At 59.5% G+C, this 16,941-nt stretch carries 16 protein-coding genes and 1 riboswitch; of the genes, 5 read left to right on the top strand and 11 right to left on the bottom strand.

The genetic code is table 11. The annotated features are described in order from the left end of the window. Positions 1-37: 37 nt before the first annotated feature. Complete coding sequence (locus GGE33_RS12350) at positions 38-1,129, bottom strand: 2'-deoxycytidine 5'-triphosphate deaminase (RefSeq protein ID WP_183823464.1); 1,092 nt, start codon at positions 1,127-1,129, stop codon at positions 38-40. A 77-nt stretch (positions 1,130-1,206) separates the two neighbouring features. Continuing rightward, positions 1,207-1,284: riboswitch (SAM riboswitch) on the top strand. Positions 1,285-1,331: 47 nt separating this feature from the next. On the opposite strand from GGE33_RS12350, the gene GGE33_RS12355 reads away from it, so the two are divergent. Together GGE33_RS12355 and apaG are read left to right on the top strand one after the other, a co-directional pair. Then, the gene (locus GGE33_RS12355) at positions 1,332-2,510 is read left to right on the top strand and encodes an O-succinylhomoserine sulfhydrylase (RefSeq protein ID WP_183823466.1); all 1,179 of its coding nucleotides are present in this window, start codon (positions 1,332-1,334) and stop codon (positions 2,508-2,510) included. 219 nt (positions 2,511-2,729) lie between these two features. Further along, positions 2,730-3,122, top strand: a complete 393-nt coding sequence (apaG, locus tag GGE33_RS12360; protein ID WP_112458352.1) for a Co2+/Mg2+ efflux protein ApaG — start codon at positions 2,730-2,732, stop codon at positions 3,120-3,122. A 10-nt stretch (positions 3,123-3,132) separates the two neighbouring features. On the opposite strand, the gene GGE33_RS12365 is transcribed toward apaG, so the two are convergent. From GGE33_RS12365 to GGE33_RS12375, 3 genes are all read right to left on the bottom strand, one after another. After that, positions 3,133-4,119, bottom strand: a complete 987-nt coding sequence (locus GGE33_RS12365; protein WP_183823468.1) for an Hsp33 family molecular chaperone — start codon at positions 4,117-4,119, stop codon at positions 3,133-3,135. A 191-nt stretch (positions 4,120-4,310) separates the two neighbouring features. Next, entirely contained in the window at positions 4,311-5,228 is a 918-nt protein-coding gene (argF, locus tag GGE33_RS12370) for an ornithine carbamoyltransferase (RefSeq protein ID WP_183823470.1), read from the bottom strand. A gap of 50 nt (positions 5,229-5,278) precedes the next feature. After that, positions 5,279-6,475: an aspartate aminotransferase family protein gene (locus tag GGE33_RS12375; RefSeq protein ID WP_183823472.1), complete on the bottom strand. Its 1,197-nt coding sequence runs from the start codon at positions 6,473-6,475 to the stop codon at positions 5,279-5,281. 404 nt (positions 6,476-6,879) lie between these two features. Here GGE33_RS12375 and GGE33_RS12380 point away from each other — a divergent pair, with 404 nt between their 5' ends. After that, a complete protein-coding gene (locus GGE33_RS12380) occupies positions 6,880-7,419 on the top strand; it encodes a GcrA family cell cycle regulator (protein ID WP_148148312.1) in 540 nt (179 codons plus the stop codon). A 199-nt stretch (positions 7,420-7,618) separates the two neighbouring features. Beyond that, the gene (locus GGE33_RS12385; RefSeq protein WP_183823474.1) at positions 7,619-8,053 is read left to right on the top strand and encodes a PACE efflux transporter; all 435 of its coding nucleotides are present in this window, start codon (positions 7,619-7,621) and stop codon (positions 8,051-8,053) included. Positions 8,054-8,123: 70 nt separating this feature from the next. On the opposite strand, the gene phoB is transcribed toward GGE33_RS12385, so the two are convergent. From phoB to phoR, 7 genes are all read right to left on the bottom strand, one after another. Beyond that, the gene (phoB, locus tag GGE33_RS12390) at positions 8,124-8,807 is read right to left on the bottom strand and encodes a phosphate regulon transcriptional regulator PhoB (protein WP_112458346.1); all 684 of its coding nucleotides are present in this window, start codon (positions 8,805-8,807) and stop codon (positions 8,124-8,126) included. A gap of 29 nt (positions 8,808-8,836) precedes the next feature. Beyond that, the gene (gene phoU, locus GGE33_RS12395) at positions 8,837-9,550 is read right to left on the bottom strand and encodes a phosphate signaling complex protein PhoU (RefSeq protein ID WP_148148314.1); all 714 of its coding nucleotides are present in this window, start codon (positions 9,548-9,550) and stop codon (positions 8,837-8,839) included. Between the two features lie 47 nt (positions 9,551-9,597). Then, the gene (pstB, locus tag GGE33_RS12400) at positions 9,598-10,413 is read right to left on the bottom strand and encodes a phosphate ABC transporter ATP-binding protein PstB (protein ID WP_148148315.1); all 816 of its coding nucleotides are present in this window, start codon (positions 10,411-10,413) and stop codon (positions 9,598-9,600) included. Between the two features lie 12 nt (positions 10,414-10,425). Continuing rightward, positions 10,426-11,742: a phosphate ABC transporter permease PstA gene (gene pstA / locus GGE33_RS12405; protein WP_148148316.1), complete on the bottom strand. Its 1,317-nt coding sequence runs from the start codon at positions 11,740-11,742 to the stop codon at positions 10,426-10,428. Next, positions 11,739-13,223 (bottom strand): phosphate ABC transporter permease subunit PstC, encoded by a 1,485-nt coding sequence (gene pstC / locus GGE33_RS12410; protein ID WP_148148317.1) that lies wholly within the window; start codon positions 13,221-13,223, stop codon positions 11,739-11,741. The genes pstA and pstC overlap by 4 nt, the downstream gene beginning before the upstream one ends. 164 nt (positions 13,224-13,387) lie before the next feature. After that, entirely contained in the window at positions 13,388-14,422 is a 1,035-nt protein-coding gene (locus GGE33_RS12415) for a substrate-binding domain-containing protein (protein WP_148148318.1), read from the bottom strand. A gap of 192 nt (positions 14,423-14,614) precedes the next feature. Further along, positions 14,615-15,868 (bottom strand): phosphate regulon sensor histidine kinase PhoR, encoded by a 1,254-nt coding sequence (gene phoR, locus GGE33_RS12420; RefSeq protein WP_210303630.1) that lies wholly within the window; start codon positions 15,866-15,868, stop codon positions 14,615-14,617. Between the two features lie 193 nt (positions 15,869-16,061). On the opposite strand from phoR, the gene ppk2 reads away from it, so the two are divergent. Next, the gene (ppk2, locus tag GGE33_RS12425) at positions 16,062-16,940 is read left to right on the top strand and encodes a polyphosphate kinase 2 (RefSeq protein ID WP_148148319.1); all 879 of its coding nucleotides are present in this window, start codon (positions 16,062-16,064) and stop codon (positions 16,938-16,940) included. The last annotated feature ends 1 nt before the right edge of the window (position 16,941 follow it).

The following is a 16,941-nucleotide window of genomic DNA, read 5'->3' on the forward strand; positions in this document are numbered from 1 at the left end:
ACGGTTCGAAACGCCCAACCGGGATCGAGCGTGATGCTCAGCCGCGGAAATGTTTCGACAGTTTCAGGCCCTGAGCCTGATAGTTCGAGCCGAGGCCCGAGCCGTAAAGGCCTTCCGGAGCCTGCAGCATATGCTCGTAGACGAGGCGTCCGACAATCTGGCTGTCTTCGAGGATGAAGGGCACCTCGTGGCTGCGGACCTCCAGGACGGCGCGGCTGCCTCGTCCGCCTGCGGCTTCGTGTCCGAAGCCCGGATCGAAGAAGCCGGCATAATGGACACGGAATTCGCCGACCAGCGGATCGAAAGGGGTCATTTCGGCGGCATAAAGCGGCGGCACATGCACGGCCTCGCGGGAGACGAGGATGTAGAACTCATCCGGATCGAGGATCAGCTCGTTGCGGCCGCGGCTGTAGAGCGGCTCCCAGAAATCGAAAACATCGTGCTGGGCCTTCTTGTCGACATCGACTACGGCCGTGTGATGCTTGCCACGATAACCGATCAGGCCATTCGCATCACCCTTGAGATCGATCGACAGCGCGATACCGCCGCCGGACACGTTCGGCATCGAGGATGCGACCAGCGTTTCGGTCTCGTGCAGATGCAAGAGTTCAGGTTCCGACAGGAGGGCATTGCCGATGCGGAAGCGGATTTGCGACAGGCGCGAACCCTGTCGGGCGACGATCGGGAAAGTGCGCGGCGAGATTTCGAGATAGAGCGGGCCGCGGTAACCGACCGGGATCTTGTCGAACTCCTGCGCATGATCAGTGATGACGCGGGTGAAGATATCGAGACGGCCGGTCGAGGATTTCGGATTTGCCGACGCCGACATATTTGCCGGCAGATCGAGGCTTTCCATCAGCGGCACGATATAGACGCAGCCGGTTTCCAGAACCGCGCCCTCCGACAGATCGACAACATGCAGCTTCAACCGGTCGAGCTTATCGGAAACGAGGCTGTTTGGACCTGGCATGAAGGAGGCGCGCACGCGAAATGCCTTGGCACCCAGACGAAGGTCCAAGCTGGCCGGCTGAATCTGATCGCGGTCGAGATCCCGTTCGGAGAACAGCCGTCCCGTTTCGAAGAGCGCCGCAATTGCGCGGTCCGCCAGAATTCCCGTGTCGCGAGCCATGATCGTTTCTTTCAAAATTTGGCGGTGACAAAACCAAATGCAGGGCATTGACGCAAGCGAATGCGAGGCGTAAGCCAGCTTTATCCCGTGGTGATTTGCCGGTCGGCTTGCAGCCACGTTAAACAAGTGGCTAAAAAGACCGGGTTGCTAAAACCGGTCTGCTTTCGCGGCCGGTTTTTTTTGTTTTGGATTGAGGACTAGCATGACAAACAAATGGCGCCCGGCAACTACACTCGTCCACGGCGGTACGCTGCGTTCGCAATATGGCGAAATGTCTGAAGCGATCTATCTCACCCAGGGCTTTGCCTACGACAGTTCGGAAGCCGCGGAAGCGCGCTTCAAGGGCGAGACCGAAGGTTACATTTACGCCCGCTACGGCAGCCCGACCAATGACATGTTTGAAAAGCGCATGTGTGCGCTGGAAGGTGCGGAAGAAGCCCGCGCCACGGCATCCGGCATGGCCGCCGTTTCCGCCGCCCTGCTCTGCCAGCTGAAGGCCGGCGATCATATCGTTGCAGCCCGCGCGCTGTTCGGCTCATGCCGTTGGGTGGTCGAGACGCTCGCACCGCGCTACGGCATCGAATGCACGCTCATCGACGGCCGCGATCTCGCCAATTGGGAGAAAGCGATCCAGAAGAATACCAAGGTGTTCTTCCTCGAAAGCCCGACCAACCCGACGCTCGAGATCGTCGACATTGCCGGCGTGGCAAAGCTTGCCAACCAGATCGGCGCAAAGGTGGTGGTCGACAACGTGTTCGCCACGCCGCTTTTCCAGAAGCCGCTGGAACTCGGCGCCCACATCGTCGTCTATTCGGCCACCAAGCATATCGACGGCCAGGGCCGCAGCCTTGCCGGCGTGATCCTTTCCGACAAGGAATGGGTGGACGAGCATCTGCAGGATTATTATCGCCACACGGGTCCGGCCATGTCGCCGTTTACCGCCTGGACGCTGATCAAGGGACTTGAGACGCTACCGATCCGAGTCAAGGCGCAGACGGACAACGCCTCGCAGATCGCCGACTTCCTGGCAGAGCACAAGCATGTCGCCAAGGTCATCTATCCGGGCCGCAAGGACCATCCGCAGGCCGACATCATCGCCAAGCAGATGAGCGGCGGATCGACGCTGGTCTGCTTCGAGCTGAAGGGCGGCAAGGAAGCTGCCTTCAAGCTGCAGAACGCGCTGGACGTGGTAACGATCTCCAACAATCTCGGCGACACCCGCAGCCTGATCACGCATCCAGCAACAACGACGCACAAGAACCTCACCGACGAGGCGCGTGCAGAGCTTGGCATTTCGCCCGGCACCGTGCGCTTCTCGGCCGGCATCGAGGACGGCGAAGATCTGCTTGAAGATTTTGCCAAGGCTCTGGCTTCTATCTGAGGTCTTTTCGGCCCGTCGATATGGTGAATCCGGTTTTCGGATTCACCATATCAGTTATCCCTAATTCCAAGAACAGATCACAGTTTCTCGCGTAAACCGCGAGTTTTCTTGACGTTCGATGCCGTGTGTACGATATGCGGGGATGTAGATTCCATGTTCTACGGCGTGGTTGACGTGCAAGAAACGATATCCGGCGCTGTAGTTTTGAGGTATTTGTCCATGTATCGCGCCCGGACAAGAGACATAGAAGTTGCCGTCGAGCCGTTCTATCTGGAGGAGCAGTCCAGTCCGGAAGAGAGCCGCTATGTCTGGGGCTATCGCATTGTTATCGAGAACCACTCGATCCATACGGTAAAGCTGGTTCACCGCTACTGGCATATTACCGACCAGAACGGTCTGGTCGACGAAGTGGACGGGCTTGGCGTCGTCGGAGAACAGCCGCGCCTGCAGCCGGGCGACAGCTATGAATATTCATCGGGCTGCCCACTGGACACGCCATCCGGCATGATGTTCGGCTATTACGACATGCAGACGGAAGAAGGCGAGGTCTTCAAGGTCGACATCCCCGCCTTCTCGCTGGATTCACCCGGGCTGAACCGGGTGCTGAATTGAGCCCTGCGGCTCAGGCCGGAGCGAATTCCGCCAGTTCGTAACGATAGGTCGTCGAGCAGAATTCGCAGGTGACGGCGATCTGGCCATCTTCCTGGCTTGCCTCGATTTCCTCCGCCGTGAAGCCGGCGAGCACGCCCTTGATCTTGTCGCGCGAGCAGCTGCAACGATCGAAGACCGTCTGCGGTTCATAAACCCGCACGCCACGCTCGTGGAACAGGCGATAGAGAAGCCGTTCGATCGCGACCTGCGGATCGGTCAGCTCGTCAGTGTCGATCGTCTCGACCAGCGAACGGGCTTCATCCCAGGCATCATCGGTGACGCTGGTATCGCGTTCGTCGCCATCACCGCCGTGGAGATCCGGATGACGCATGCGCTCCGGCGCCTGGGGTAGGAACTGGGCGACCAGACCGCCTGCCCGCCAATTATGACGCGGCTTGCCGTCCTCATCGCGGTCGAAAAGCTCGGCCACGGCAAGACGGACACGGGTCGGTATCTGTTCCGACTGACGGAAATAGACGCCGGCAATCTCTTCCAGAGACGAGCCGTCCATCGGCACGATGCCCTGATAGGGCTGCATGCCCTTGCCCTGATCGATGGTGAAGGCGAGTACGCCCTGACCAAGAAGCTCCGGCGGCGAGGTCTTGCCATCCTTGACGGCAGCAGCCAGTGCATCCTCGTCGTAACGGGCATAGGCGCGAAGCGCATCCGGCGTGGAGAAATCAGCCACGAGAAGATCGACGGGTCCGTCGCCCTTGGTCTGAACTGTGAACTTGCCATCAAATTTCAGCGAAGTACCGAGCAATGCCGTCAGCACCAGTGCTTCTGCAAGCAGCCTTGCAACCGGAGCCGGATAATCATGGCGACCCAGAATGGTGTTGAGAAGCGGCCCAAGCTGCACCGCACGGCCACGAACATCCAGGCCCTCGACCTGGAAGGGAACAACCCTGTCGTCTCCGGCAAAGTGGAGGTCCTTCAGTTCCACGGTTGCTTCCGCCATCATCTTACTCCTTCACACCGATCGTCTCGGGCCTTGTCCCCGACCTTTACACAAACAGGCCGGCAAGCGGAACCGCTGGGCCGCTCGAAAATGTCGGGGATGTCTGTTGAAGCGCCGGCACCAGGCACTGCGCGTTTGAAAGCCGACAAATGGTGCCGGCTTCAAGCCAATTCAAGAGCCAGAAGACAGGCTCAGATCGCGCCGAAGCACCAGGCCAGAATGGACTTCTGGGCGTGGAGGCGGTTTTCAGCCTCGTCGAAGACGACCGACTGCGGGCCATCGATCACGGCGTCGGTGACTTCCTCGCCACGATGGGCCGGCAGGCAGTGCATGAACAGCGCATCGGCCTTGGCCTGCTTCATCAGCGCTTCATTGACCTGATAGGGCTGGAAGATGTTGTGGCCGCGCGCCTTGTGTTCCTGGTTCATCGAAACCCAGGTATCCGTGACCACGACATCGGCGCCGGCAACCGCGCGCTCGACATCGTGGGTGAGCATGATCTCGCCGCCGTTGTTGCGCGCCCAGTTCAAGAACTTGTCATGCGGCTCGGAACCCATCGGAACGGCCATATTCATGCGGTAACCGAAACGGGCCGAACCTTCGACGAGCGAATGCAGCACGTTATTGCCGTCGCCCGTCCAGGCAATCGTCTTGCCGGCGACGGGACCGCGATGTTCCTCGAAGGTCATCAGGTCGGCCATGATCTGGCAGGGATGGGTGTCGTCTGTCAGCGCATTGATGACCGGCACGGTGGCATGTTCGGCCAGTTCCAGAAGGCGCTTGTGATCGGTGGTGCGGATCATGATCGCGTCGACATAACGCGACAGAACCTTGGCGGTGTCGCCGATCGTCTCGGCGCGGCCGAGCTGCATCTCGGTACCCGACAGGAACAGCGTCTCGCCGCCGAGCTGGCGCATGCCCACATCGAAGGAGACGCGGGTGCGGGTGGACGGCTTCTCGAAAATCATGGCCAGCATCTTGCCGGCCAGCGGCTTGTCAGCCGTGCCGGCTTTGGTTGCCAGCTTTCGCACCTTTGCATCATCGAGGATGGAGCGCAGGTCACCCGCCGACACAGCGGAAAGATCGAGAAAATGCTTGGGAGATGCCATTACCTTGTTCCCTAACGGAGGGAACCGGAAGGCGCCCTCTCTACGTATTCTTAAGCGGATTTCTTCAGCTGGTCAGCCGACAGCGTTTCGGCAGCACGCTCGATACGGCGAAGACCTTCGCGCGCTTCCTCGGCGGTGACGACAAGCGGCGGCAGAATGCGGACGACGTTATCGCCTGCCATGACGGCCAGCATATGCTGATCGCGCATTCCGGAGATCAGGTCGCCGGCCGGCACCTTTGCCTTGATGCCGAGCAACAGGCCCTCGCCGCGAATATCCTCGATCACGGTCGGGAAACGATCCTTGAGCGCAGCAAGGCCCTGACGGAAGACGAGTGCGACATCGCGAACGTTTTCCAGGAAACCGTCGGCGAGCACGATATCAAGCACCGCATTGCCACAGGCCATGGCCAGCGGGTTGCCACCATAGGTGGTACCGTGGATGCCGGGCTTCATGCCGGATGCGGCTTCTGCCGTTGCAAGGCATGCGCCGAACGGGAAGCCGCCGCCAATACCCTTGGCGATCGCCATGATGTCAGGGGTGATGCCGGCCCATTCATGGGCAAAGAGCTTGCCGGTACGGCCGACGCCGGTCTGAACTTCGTCGAGGATCAAAAGAAGACCCTTTTCGTCGCAGATGCGGCGCAGCTCGCGCATGAATTCCTTCGGAACCGGACGCACACCGCCCTCGCCCTGGATCGGCTCGATCAACAGAGCGCCGGTGTTCTCGTTGATCGCAGCGTTCAGCGCATCGAGATCACCGAAGGGCACCTGATCAAAACCCTGAGCCTTGGGGCCGAAGCCTTCCATATATTTTTCCTGGCCGCCGGCTGCGATCGTTGCGATCGTCCGGCCGTGGAAGGCACCTTCAAAGGTGATGATATGGAACTTTTCCGGGTGCCCCTTGGAATAGTGATAACGGCGGGCCGTCTTGATTGCGCATTCCAGCGCTTCCGCACCCGAATTGGTGAAGAAGGCCTTGTCCGCAAAGGTTGCGTCGACCAGACGGCGCGCCAAGCGCTCCTGCTCCGGGATTTCATAAAGATTGGACAGATGCCAGACCTTCTCGGCCTGCGATTTCAGCGCTTCGACCAGATGCGGATTGGCATGGCCGCAGGACGTGACAGCGACACCCGCACCGAAGTCGAGATATCGCTCGCCGCTTTCCGTCACAAGCCAAACGCCTTCGCCACGCTCAAAGCGCAGCGGGGCCCGGGCAAAGGTGTCGAAAAGCGCAGATTCAGCCATGGCGGCTCACTCCTAATGCATCCGATTGCGGATATTCAAAAAATCAAAATGCCGCCCTCGGGGCGGCCGCGGCACTATCGCCACTCATCCATGTGATGTCAATAAAACTCACGGAAATCTGGGGCTTCAAGGCATTTTGCTGCAAGGACGCAACCCTGCCGACAGCTGTGACAAAAATGACTCTCCCGGAAAGCAAGTTGGGGAAAACCGGGAAATCGATTCGTGGCGATTCCGGGGACTCTTGTCACGGAGTCTGCGGACCTCTAGGTTAAAGATCAATTACTAGACTGCATGCGGCGGAACTAGTCACCAAAAGCATAGATATAGTGCCTGTTGCGAGATGTATCGCGCGACATTGGTGAGGGATTCTGCATGCCACCAACGTTCAAAGGCGGAGAACGGGCATGAACTGGACGGACGAGCGCGTTGAAAAACTGAAAAGGTTGTGGTCGGAAGGCTTGAGCGCCAGCCAGATCGCCGCACAACTTGGAGGCGTAAGCCGCAATGCCGTGATCGGCAAGGTCCATCGCCTCAACCTGCCGGGCCGCGCAAAGGCGGGCGGCACAATCGCGACGAACCGTACGGCAAAGCGCCCAGCAGCAACTACTTCCCGTCCCCAGCAGACATTCGCCACCCGTCCGGCAGCACGCCCGGTCGCCCGTCCGGTCGGCGCAACCGCGCTCAAGGAAGAGGTCGAGTTCGAGGCTTCGCAGGAACTGGTCTACCGTCCCGCTTCCAACGTTGTCCTGCCGATTTCCCGCAAGCTGGCGCTGACCGAATTGACCGAACGCACCTGCAAGTGGCCCGTCGGCGATCCGCTGACGGACGATTTCCACTTCTGTGGCTGTGAGTCCCCGGATAATTCGCCTTACTGCACCTACCATGCGAAGCTCGCCTACCAGCCGGTCAACGAGCGCCGCCGTCCGAGCGCTGCACGGGCGTAAAGTTCGGCACCATAAACAACGATCAAGCGGGCTTCGGCCCGCTTTTTTGTTTGCCGTGCTGCGGGTTCTGCAAGGCAGCCTTGCCCGCCTGCGCCTTGCCTCCTGCGCCACAAACACCTATCTGAAAAGGCGTGAGGACGACCTCCCCCAGAATGGGCATTGATGCCGGGACGACCCGGATAACCCAATGGGGTATAAAATGCGCACGACACGCGACCGTATTCGTCACGCAATCAGCTTCGAAATCATCGGGCTTGCGATTTTCACACCGCTCGCCTCTTTCGTCTTCGGCATACCGGTCGAACATATCGGTGTCGTCGGGATCGTTTCGGCAACGCTGGCGACCGGCTGGAACTATCTCTACAATCTCGGCTTCGACCACCTGATGCAGACGTATCGCGGCGGTACGCAGAAAACCATGGCGCTGCGCGTTGCACATGCCGTGCTGTTCGAACTCGGACTGCTGATCGTGCTCATGCCGTTCATCGCTTGGTATCTGGGCGTGAGCCTGATGCAGGCGCTCGTGATGGATATCTCGTTCGCCCTGTTCTACCTGGTCTATGCGTTCTTCTTCAATCTGGCCTACGACCGGATCTTTCCGCTGCCTGAGTGGCAGGAAGAAGCCAAGGCCTGAAATGCTTCAGCCCGAGGCGGATGACCGCACTCGGGCTGAGAAACCTGCATTCCAGATGCTATCCCGCGTATCAGGATTCCATCGAATAGCCGGCACCGCGAACGGTGCGGATGACATCCTGCATGTTGGAGAAGTTCAGCGCCTTGCGCAGGCGGCCGACATGCACGTCGACGGTGCGTTCGTCGACATAGATATCGTGGCCCCAGACGCCATCCAGAAGCTGGGAGCGCGAGAAGACGCGGCCAGGCGAGACCATGAGGAATTCCAGGAGACGGAATTCGGTCGGGCCAAGGCGTACTTCACGGCTCTTGCGATGAACGCGATGGGTCTCGCGATCCAGTTCGATATCACCGCATTTCAAGACGCTGGAGAGAACCTCGGGCTTGGCACGGCGCAACATCGCCTTGACACGCGCCATCAGTTCCGGCGTCGAGAACGGCTTGACGACATAGTCGTCGGCACCGGTCGCCAGACCGCGAACACGTTCGCTTTCCTCGCCGCGCGCTGTCAGCATGATGATCGGCAGGCGCTCGGTCTCTGGCCGCATGCGCAGGCGCCGGCACAATTCGATGCCGGAAACGCCTGGCAGCATCCAGTCGAGAACCAGAAGATCCGGAGCACGCTCCTGAAGCCTGATTTCGGCCTCATCACCTCTCAGAATGGTTTCGACCTCGTAGCCTTCGGCTTCGAGATTATAACGGAGGAGGACGCTGAGCGCCTCCTCGTCTTCCACGACCGCAATTCTCGGCTGCATACTAGATACACTCCATCAGACAGGCAAAATCAGTCAGCAATCGCGCCGACGGTGTTCGCCGTATCGTCCTTGGGACGCTCGCCTTCCGGCACAGCACCCGTCGTCATGTAGTAGATGGTTTCCGCGATGTTGGTCGCGTGGTCACCGATACGCTCGATGTTCTTGGCGCAGAACAGAAGATGCGTGCAGGTGGTGATGTTGCGCGGATCTTCCATCATGTAGGTCAGGAGTTCGCGGAAAAGCGACGTGTACATGGCGTCGATTTCTTCGTCGCGCAGGCGGATCGCTTCTGCCTTTTCGGCCGAACGGCTGGCATAGACATCCAGCACTTCCTTGAGCTGTACAGCCGCGAGATCGGAGAGGTGTTCCAGACCGCGGGCGAGCTTGCGGGGAACGCCATGGCCCTGAACCGCAATGACGCGCTTGGCGGTGTTCTTGCCGAGATCGCCGACGCGTTCCAGATCGGCTGCGATGCGCAGCGTCCCGATGATTTCGCGCAGGTCGGCAGCCATCGGCTGACGCTTGGCGATAGTGACGATCGCCTTGTCCTGGATCTCGCGCTCGGCGTGATCCAGGATCACGTCGTCGGAGATAACCTTCTGGGCCAGGGCAGAGTCACCATTGACCAGGGCGCGCACGGCATCGCCGCACATCTGTTCCGCAAGGCCACCCATTTCCGAGATGCGGCGGCGCAGATACTTCAGTTCTTCGTCGTAGGCCGACAGGATATGACTTGATACCATCTCTTTGTCCTCAAAATCCGTAGCAGCGGGCAACAGGCAACGGCCAATCAGCCGAAGCGGCCCATGATGTAATCCTGGGTGCGCTGGTCATCCGGATTGGTGAACATCTTGTCCGTGTCGTTCTCTTCGACCAGCTGGCCAAGGTGGAACATGGCGGTACGCTGGGATACGCGGGCGGCCTGCTGCATCGAGTGGGTGACGATAACGATCGTATAGTTGGCGCGCAGTTCGTGGATCAGTTCCTCGACCTTTGCGGTGGCGATCGGGTCGAGCGCCGAGCAGGGTTCGTCCATCAGGATGACTTCCGGCGAAACTGCAACCGCACGGGCGATGCAGAGACGCTGCTGCTGACCACCGGAGAGACCGGTCCCGCCTTCATGAAGACGATCCTTGACTTCCGCCCAGAGGCCGGCGCGCTGAAGGCTGGCTTCGACGATCTGGTCCATATCCGCCTTGTTGCGGGCCAGACCATGGATGCGCGGGCCGTAGGCGATGTTTTCATAAATCGACTTCGGGAACGGGTTCGGCTTCTGGAACACCATGCCGACGCGGGCGCGAAGTTCCACGACATCGATTTCCTTGTCGTAGATATCATCTTCATCAAGGGTGATCTTGCCGGTGACGCGGCAGCCCTCGATCGTGTCGTTCATGCGGTTGAGCGTGCGCAGGAAGGTCGACTTGCCGCAACCCGAGGGGCCGATCAGCGCCGTCACCGTGTTTTCGCGGACATTCAGGTTCACGTCGAAAAGCGCGCGCTTCTCGCCGTAATAGACTGATACGTCCTTGCCAATCATCTTGTACGCGACTTCATTCATCTTCTTGTCCAGCGCCTTCTCAACTGCTGCTTCTGACAACATATTCATTGTGTCGATCTCCTACCAACGGCGTTCGAAGCGCCGACGCAACAGAATTGCACCAACATTCATGACCACGAGGAACAGGAGCAGGATGATGATCGCTCCCGAAGTTCTTTCGACGAAGGCGCGTTCCGCCTCGTTTGCCCACATGTAGATCTGCACCGGCAGTGCTGTCGACGGATCCATCGGCGTCGTCGGATAGTTGGCGACGAAGGCGACCATGCCGATCAGGAGCAGCGGTGCGGTTTCGCCGAGAGCATGCGCCAGGCCGATGATCGTACCGGTCAGGATGCCCGGCATGGCAAGCGGCAGGACGTGATGGAAGATGGTCTGCATCTTCGAGGCGCCGAGGCCGAGAGCCGCCGCACGGATCGATGGCGGAACCGCCTTCAATGCAGCGCGGGTGGCGATGATGATCGTCGGAAGCGTCATCAGCGTCAGGACCAGGCCGCCGACCAGCGAAGCCGAGCGCGGCAGGCCCATGAAGTTGATGAAGACCGCCAGACCCAAGAGACCATAAACGATGGAGGGGACGGCCGCGAGGTTGTTGATGTTCACCTCGATCAGGTCGGTGAACTTGTTCTTCGGCGCGAATTCCTCGAGATAGATCGAGGCGGCAACGCCGATCGGCAGCGCCAGGACGAGCACGATCAGCATCATGTAGAAGGAGCCGATCAAGGCCACGCCGACGCCGGCAGCTTCCGGACGGCTGGAATTGCCGTTAACGAAAATGCCGGTGTTGAAGTGCTTTCCGAGGGCGCCGGATTCCGCAAGCTGGTTCATCCAGCCGACCTGCTGGTCGGAAACCTTACGGTTGTTTTCCGACACGGAGAGATCGATCTGGCCCTTGAATGCGCTGTCGATATCGCCGGCGGCAAGCAGCGAGACCGTCTGGGTCGTGCCGATGATCTGTGGGTTGGCGACAACCATGTCACGCAGCTGGCCACGAACGCCGTCCGAGATCATCTGGTTGACGGCGCGCAGACCCGAACGATCGGTTTCGGCAACGCCGAGCACCTTGGCGACGGCATTACGGGCGATGAGCGGGTAATTGGCCGTCACCAGCTTCTGCGGATCGGTGGCGCGCTCGTTATCCTTGTCGATGATCTGTTCGGAGAATTCGACCGGAACGGTGATCATCGTCTGCTGGAAGGCGGTATATCCCTTGGAAACGACCGACCACAGAAGCAGCGCGAGAAAAAGAAGCCCGAAGGACAGGGCGGCGATGCCATAGGCGCGGAAGCGACGTTCTGCGGCGTAGCGGCGCTTGATGCCGATATCGCGACGGGCGGGCTTCGCCAGGACGCCGGCGGGGGAAGAAACCACGTCGGTCATTCGTACTGCTCCCGGTATTTGCGCACGATGAAGAGCGCGTAGATATTGAGGCAAAGCGTGATCACGAAGAGTGTGATACCCAGTGCGAAGGCGACGAGCGTCTGCGGCGAGGTGAATTCAAGGTCGCCCGTCAGCTGGCTGACGATCTTGACGGTCACCGTCGTCATCGGCTCGAATGGATTGAGCTGCATGCGGGCCGCCACACCGGCAGCGAGAACCACGATCATGGTTTCACCGATGGCACGGGAGGCGGTCATCAGGAGAGCGCCGACAACACCCGGCAGAGCAGCCGGCATGACGACCTTCTTGATGGTTTCCGATTTGGTTGCGCCGAGACCGAGCGAACCGTCACGAAGGGCGCGGGGCACTGCGGTGATGATGTCGTCCGACAGCGAGGAAACGTAAGGGATCAGCATGATGCCCATGACGAAACCGGCCGTGAGAACCGACTGCGCCTGGATGAAGTTGGCGAAATCACCGGTGGCGATGCCGTTGATGCTGGAGGAAAGATCCCGCAGGAACGGACCGACCGTGGTCAGCGCGAAGAAGCCATAGACGATGGTCGGGATACCGGCGAGAACTTCGAGCAGCGGCTTGGCGATCGAACGAAGCTTCGGCGAGGCATATTCCGACATGTAGATTGCCGAGAACAGGCCGACCGGTACGGCCACGAGCATTGCGACGAAGCCGATATAAAGCGTGCCGAGCAACAGCGGGATCAGACCGAACTGGCCCTCAGAGGCGCTCGCACCGGCTGCAGCGAAACGCGGATCCCAGACGGTGCCGAAGAAGAACTCCCAGGCAGGAACGCGGCCGAAGAAGTGGCCGGCTTCCGTCAGCATCGACATGACGATACCGATCGTCGTGATGATCGCGATCGACGAAGCGACGACAAGCGCGCCAAGGATGACACGTTCGACCCTGTTGCGGGCGCGGAAGCGATGCGAGATGCGGGTATAGGAAAGACCTGCGCCAATCAGCGCAACGATCAGCACAACAGCCGTCATGACACGGTTGCTGATCTTGTTCATCGCATTGAGGTCGCCGGCGGATTCGACCATGTACGGTTCCGGATCACCGGCAAGCGCAACGCCCTTGGCGCCGAGCGCGCTTCGAAGTTCGGCAGGGTTGCTGCCGACCCTGTCGATCTCGTCCAGCGTCAGGATATCCATGCCGCGGGCAAGCGAGTTGACCATGCCGAAAGCGAGACCCTGCTCAGCTTCTGACCTGGCCTTCACATCCTCGGGGAAACCGCCGCGAATGGTGGAATTGATGTAGAGCGGGCTGGCAATCAGCCAGGCAGCCAGAACGATCGCGGCCGGCAGGACGGCGCAGATCGCGACGAACGAGCCATAATAGCCGGGACGAGAATGGAGTTTGGAGGACAGTCCGCCAGCGATCGCCAGCGCATGTCGGGTCCCAACGACATAACAGACGATCGCAATGATCGCCAAAATCAACAAGATCAGTGGTGTGCTCATCAGAATCCCCCGGCCTACCGCCATCGGCGGCAGCCACTACCGCACAATTCCCATCACCGGAACCGAATTGGTCGCAAATACCCAGTTAAAAGGTCGCCCTGCGAAGGCGCCGGCCGAATGCCGGATAAGAGACCGGCGCCGCCGAAGCGGCGCCGGATCAAGCATTACATGGTCTTGCCGGCTTCGAAGTCCTTGCGGACCTGTTCGCGCTGATCGTCCGGAGCGGCAACCAGGCCGTATTCGGCGAGCGGGCCTTCCGGGCCAACCATGTCGTCAGAGATGAAGAACTCTACGTATTCCTTCAGGCCCGGGATAACGCCCAGGTGAGCCTTCTTGACGTAGAAGTACAGCGGACGGGAAACCGGGTACTTGCCGGAGGAGATCGTCTCGGTCGAAGCGACGACGTCCGAAACAGTTGCAACCTTCAGCTTGTCCTTGTTGTTTTCGTAGAAAGCCAGGCCGAAAACGCCGAGGCCGGTCTTGTTGGCAGCGATACGGGCCAGCGTTTCGGTGTAGTCGCCGTCGATGTCGACAGCAACGCCGTCCTTACGGACTGCAACGCACTTGGCAGCAGCCTGCTTGGCATCGGTGATGGCAGCCTTGATGACGTCGGTGGCGCCGGCTTCCTTGCAGCCTTCAGCCATGATCTTCTCTTCGAAGACTTCGCGGGTGCCGTGCTTGGAGCCCGGGATATAGGCAGCGATCGGGCCCTTCGGCAGGGTAGCGTTGATGTCCGACCAGTTCTTGTAAGGGTTGGCGACGAGCTTGCCGTCAACAACAACTTCAGCGGCGAGAGCCTTGTAGAGATCCTTCGGCTCGATCTTCATGTCACCGTTCGAGCTATCAGCGGCAAATACGATGCCGTCGTAACCGATGCGGATTTCCTGAACGTCGGTAACGCCAGCTGCCTTGCAGGCTTCGGCTTCGCTCTTGTTGATCTTGCGCGAAGCATTGGCAACGTCGATCGTGCCTTCACCAACGCCCGAGCAGAAAGCCTTCAGACCGCCGCCGGTGCCGCCGGATTCAACAACCGGAGCCTTGAAGTTCGGGAAGGTTTCCGCGAAAGTTTCAGCAACGATCTTGGCGTACGGCAGAACGGTGGAGGAGCCGGCAACCTGGACCTGGTCGCGAGCGGCAGCAGCGCCGGCGAATGCGACAGAGGCCACGAGGGCAGCTGCAGAAAGTTTCAACATGTTCATCGATCTCTCCCATGATGGGGTTTGTGAAAGCTTTGATCGCCGGCTTTCGCACCTGCCGGCTTCTTGCCCGCTCCTATTAGCGGCCGTTGACCTCAGCTTTTATGTCACTTCGATGAAACATTTGTGACAAATTAAATGTCTGATTTCACTACATAATACTGTTGCACGCCTGTGCAGTACGTATGTTTTATGTCAGAATCTGACGGTAAACTCGGATCCCTTGCCCAGTTCTGACTTCACGATGAGGCGGGCGCGGTGTCTGGTGAGGATATGCTTGACGATGGCGAGTCCCAGGCCGGTGCCCTTTTTCGACCGACTGTCGGCAACGCTAACCCGATAAAAACGCTCGGTAAGTCGCGGAACATGTTCAGCAGGGATGCCAGGACCGCGGTCGACGACACTGACTTCCACCGGCTGGGATGGCTCGTTGCGCAGGAAGACATCGACGAACTTGCCCTCCTGACCATATTTGCAGGCATTCTCGATCAGGTTCTCGACGACTTCCACCAGTTCGTCGCGATCCCCCAGGACCTCGACCTTTTGTTCCGGCAGATGAAGGCGGATTTCGACGCCAAGCTCCTCCGCCAGCGGCAGCAGCGCATCACGGACATGGCCTATAACCGGACGAAGATCGACTGACTGGTCAGGCGCGATATGGGATTTCAGTTCGAGCCTCGAAAGCGACAGGAGATCGTCGACAAGGCGGCTCATGCGGGTCGATTGATCCAGCATGATGCCGAGAAACCGTTCCTTGGCGGCATCATCAGAACGCGCCGGCCCCTGCATGGTCTCGATGAACCCGCGCAGCGAGGCAAGCGGGGTGCGCAATTCATGGCTGGCATTGGCGACGAAATCGGACCGCATGCGATCGAGCCGGCGAAGTTCGGAGATATCCTTGAACGACAGGAGGAAGAGTTTTTCCGCACCGAAAGCGTCCAGCGGCTCCATTGCCGCGATGCGCAGGAGGTAGACGCGCTCGGAGGGGAGCCTTTCAGAATGCTCGATCTGGTTCGGCTCGCCGGTTGCGATCGTCTCCTTGACCATGTCGAGAATACCCGGCGAGCGCAGGCGCGCCGAGAGATGCGAGCCGATCGGCAGCAGGCCAAGCGCCTTTTCCGCCGCCTTGTTTTCCCACAAAACGATCGCCTCGGCATTCAACAGTAGGACCGGGATATCGAGAGCGGAAAGCGTCGCTGTGATACTGGGCAGTGGATCGGACGCCAGCTCTTCTTCCTCAAACTTCTCCAGTTCCGCGACGGGCATGACGACCGGAGGCCGGGCCGAAACCGCCAGGACAAGAATCAGCCAGACCAGAGCAACCCAATACCAGGGCAGACCTGCGGCAATCGCGGCCAATGCAGACACCGTCAGCAACAAGAAGAGACGCCATTCTCTTCTCATCGCGGCGATAAGACCTCCGCCTGCCTGCTCTGCACTCGACGCCATGACAACCCCAACTGGATCCCGGGCCACATCCCGGCATTTTGCTTGCTAAACATGTGGTCATATAAGCCTTCCATGACACTTGTGCATCAGGGTCTATGGAAAACCTATGCCGGAATGCCACCTTTCGGATAGCGTGCCGCCATGGCGCAGCGCGTCGTCATAAGAGATACCGAGGACAAAGAGGAGAGCAGGCATGTCAACGGGTGAAAGCAGGACGGTCGATCTGACAATCGGGGGAAAGAAACGGCGATTTGACATAGACAACCCAACCCTGCCGGACTGGATCGACGACCAAGCGCTTTCTTCGGGCGATTATCCCTATGACGACAAGCTGAACCGGGACAAATACGAAAAGCAGCTTGAGAAGCTGCAAATCGAACTGGTCAAGATGCAGTTCTGGATGCAGGCGACGGGCAAGCGGATGGTGGCGCTGTTCGAAGGCCGGGACGCGGCCGGCAAGGGCGGCACGATCTTTTCCATCCGCACTTATCTCAATCCACGTTCGGCGAGGGTCGTCGCTCTGACCAAACCGACGGAGACCGAGGCGGGGCAATGGTATTACCAGCGCTATGCAACGCATTTCCCGACCAAGGGCGAGATCGTTCTTTATGACCGTTCCTGGTATAACCGCGCCGTGGTCGAGCCGGTCATGGGGTTCTGCACGCCGGCGCAATATGACAGCTTCATGCGGGCGACGCCGCGGTTTGAAAAGCTGCTGGTTGAAGATGGCGTGCATTTCTTCAAGTTCTGGCTCGATATCGGCCAGGAAATGCAGCTGAAGCGCTTTCACGACCGACGCCATGATCCGCTGAAGATCTGGAAGCTCTCGCCGATGGATATCGCCGCGCTGACGAAATGGGATCAGTACACCGAAAAACGCAACAAAATGCTGGAAGAGACCCACACCAAGGAGGCGCCCTGGGCGATCCTGCGGGCCAACGACAAGCGGCGTTCAAGGCTGAACGCGATCCGCCACATCCTTCTGTCTCTCGACTACGAAGGCAAGGACAAGGATGCCATCGGCGAGATCGACGACAAGATCCTCGGGTTCGGGCCGAAGTATCTCAAATAAA

Source organism: Aliirhizobium cellulosilyticum (genome assembly GCF_014198105.1).
In the GTDB taxonomy this organism is placed as follows: Bacteria; Pseudomonadota; Alphaproteobacteria; order Rhizobiales; family Rhizobiaceae; genus Neorhizobium; species Neorhizobium cellulosilyticum.

What these genes read in the sequence shown, in the direction of transcription:
- GGE33_RS12350 (WP_183823464.1), bottom strand. Translation starts at nt 1,129, where the DNA reads ATGGCTCGCGACACGGGAATTCTGGCGGACCGCGCAATTGCGGCGCTC.
- GGE33_RS12355 (WP_183823466.1), top strand. Translation starts at nt 1,332, where the DNA reads ATGACAAACAAATGGCGCCCGGCAACTACACTCGTCCACGGCGGTACG.
- apaG (WP_112458352.1), top strand. Translation starts at nt 2,730, where the DNA reads ATGTATCGCGCCCGGACAAGAGACATAGAAGTTGCCGTCGAGCCGTTC.
- GGE33_RS12365 (WP_183823468.1), bottom strand. Translation starts at nt 4,119, where the DNA reads ATGGCGGAAGCAACCGTGGAACTGAAGGACCTCCACTTTGCCGGAGAC.
- argF (WP_183823470.1), bottom strand. Translation starts at nt 5,228, where the DNA reads ATGGCATCTCCCAAGCATTTTCTCGATCTTTCCGCTGTGTCGGCGGGT.
- GGE33_RS12375 (WP_183823472.1), bottom strand. Translation starts at nt 6,475, where the DNA reads ATGGCTGAATCTGCGCTTTTCGACACCTTTGCCCGGGCCCCGCTGCGC.
- GGE33_RS12380 (WP_148148312.1), top strand. Translation starts at nt 6,880, where the DNA reads ATGAACTGGACGGACGAGCGCGTTGAAAAACTGAAAAGGTTGTGGTCG.
- GGE33_RS12385 (WP_183823474.1), top strand. Translation starts at nt 7,619, where the DNA reads ATGCGCACGACACGCGACCGTATTCGTCACGCAATCAGCTTCGAAATC.
- phoB (WP_112458346.1), bottom strand. Translation starts at nt 8,807, where the DNA reads ATGCAGCCGAGAATTGCGGTCGTGGAAGACGAGGAGGCGCTCAGCGTC.
- phoU (WP_148148314.1), bottom strand. Translation starts at nt 9,550, where the DNA reads ATGGTATCAAGTCATATCCTGTCGGCCTACGACGAAGAACTGAAGTAT.
- pstB (WP_148148315.1), bottom strand. Translation starts at nt 10,413, where the DNA reads ATGAATATGTTGTCAGAAGCAGCAGTTGAGAAGGCGCTGGACAAGAAG.
- pstA (WP_148148316.1), bottom strand. Translation starts at nt 11,742, where the DNA reads ATGACCGACGTGGTTTCTTCCCCCGCCGGCGTCCTGGCGAAGCCCGCC.
- pstC (WP_148148317.1), bottom strand. Translation starts at nt 13,223, where the DNA reads ATGAGCACACCACTGATCTTGTTGATTTTGGCGATCATTGCGATCGTC.
- GGE33_RS12415 (WP_148148318.1), bottom strand. Translation starts at nt 14,422, where the DNA reads ATGAACATGTTGAAACTTTCTGCAGCTGCCCTCGTGGCCTCTGTCGCA.
- phoR (WP_210303630.1), bottom strand. Translation starts at nt 15,868, where the DNA reads ATGGCGTCGAGTGCAGAGCAGGCAGGCGGAGGTCTTATCGCCGCGATG.
- ppk2 (WP_148148319.1), top strand. Translation starts at nt 16,062, where the DNA reads ATGTCAACGGGTGAAAGCAGGACGGTCGATCTGACAATCGGGGGAAAG.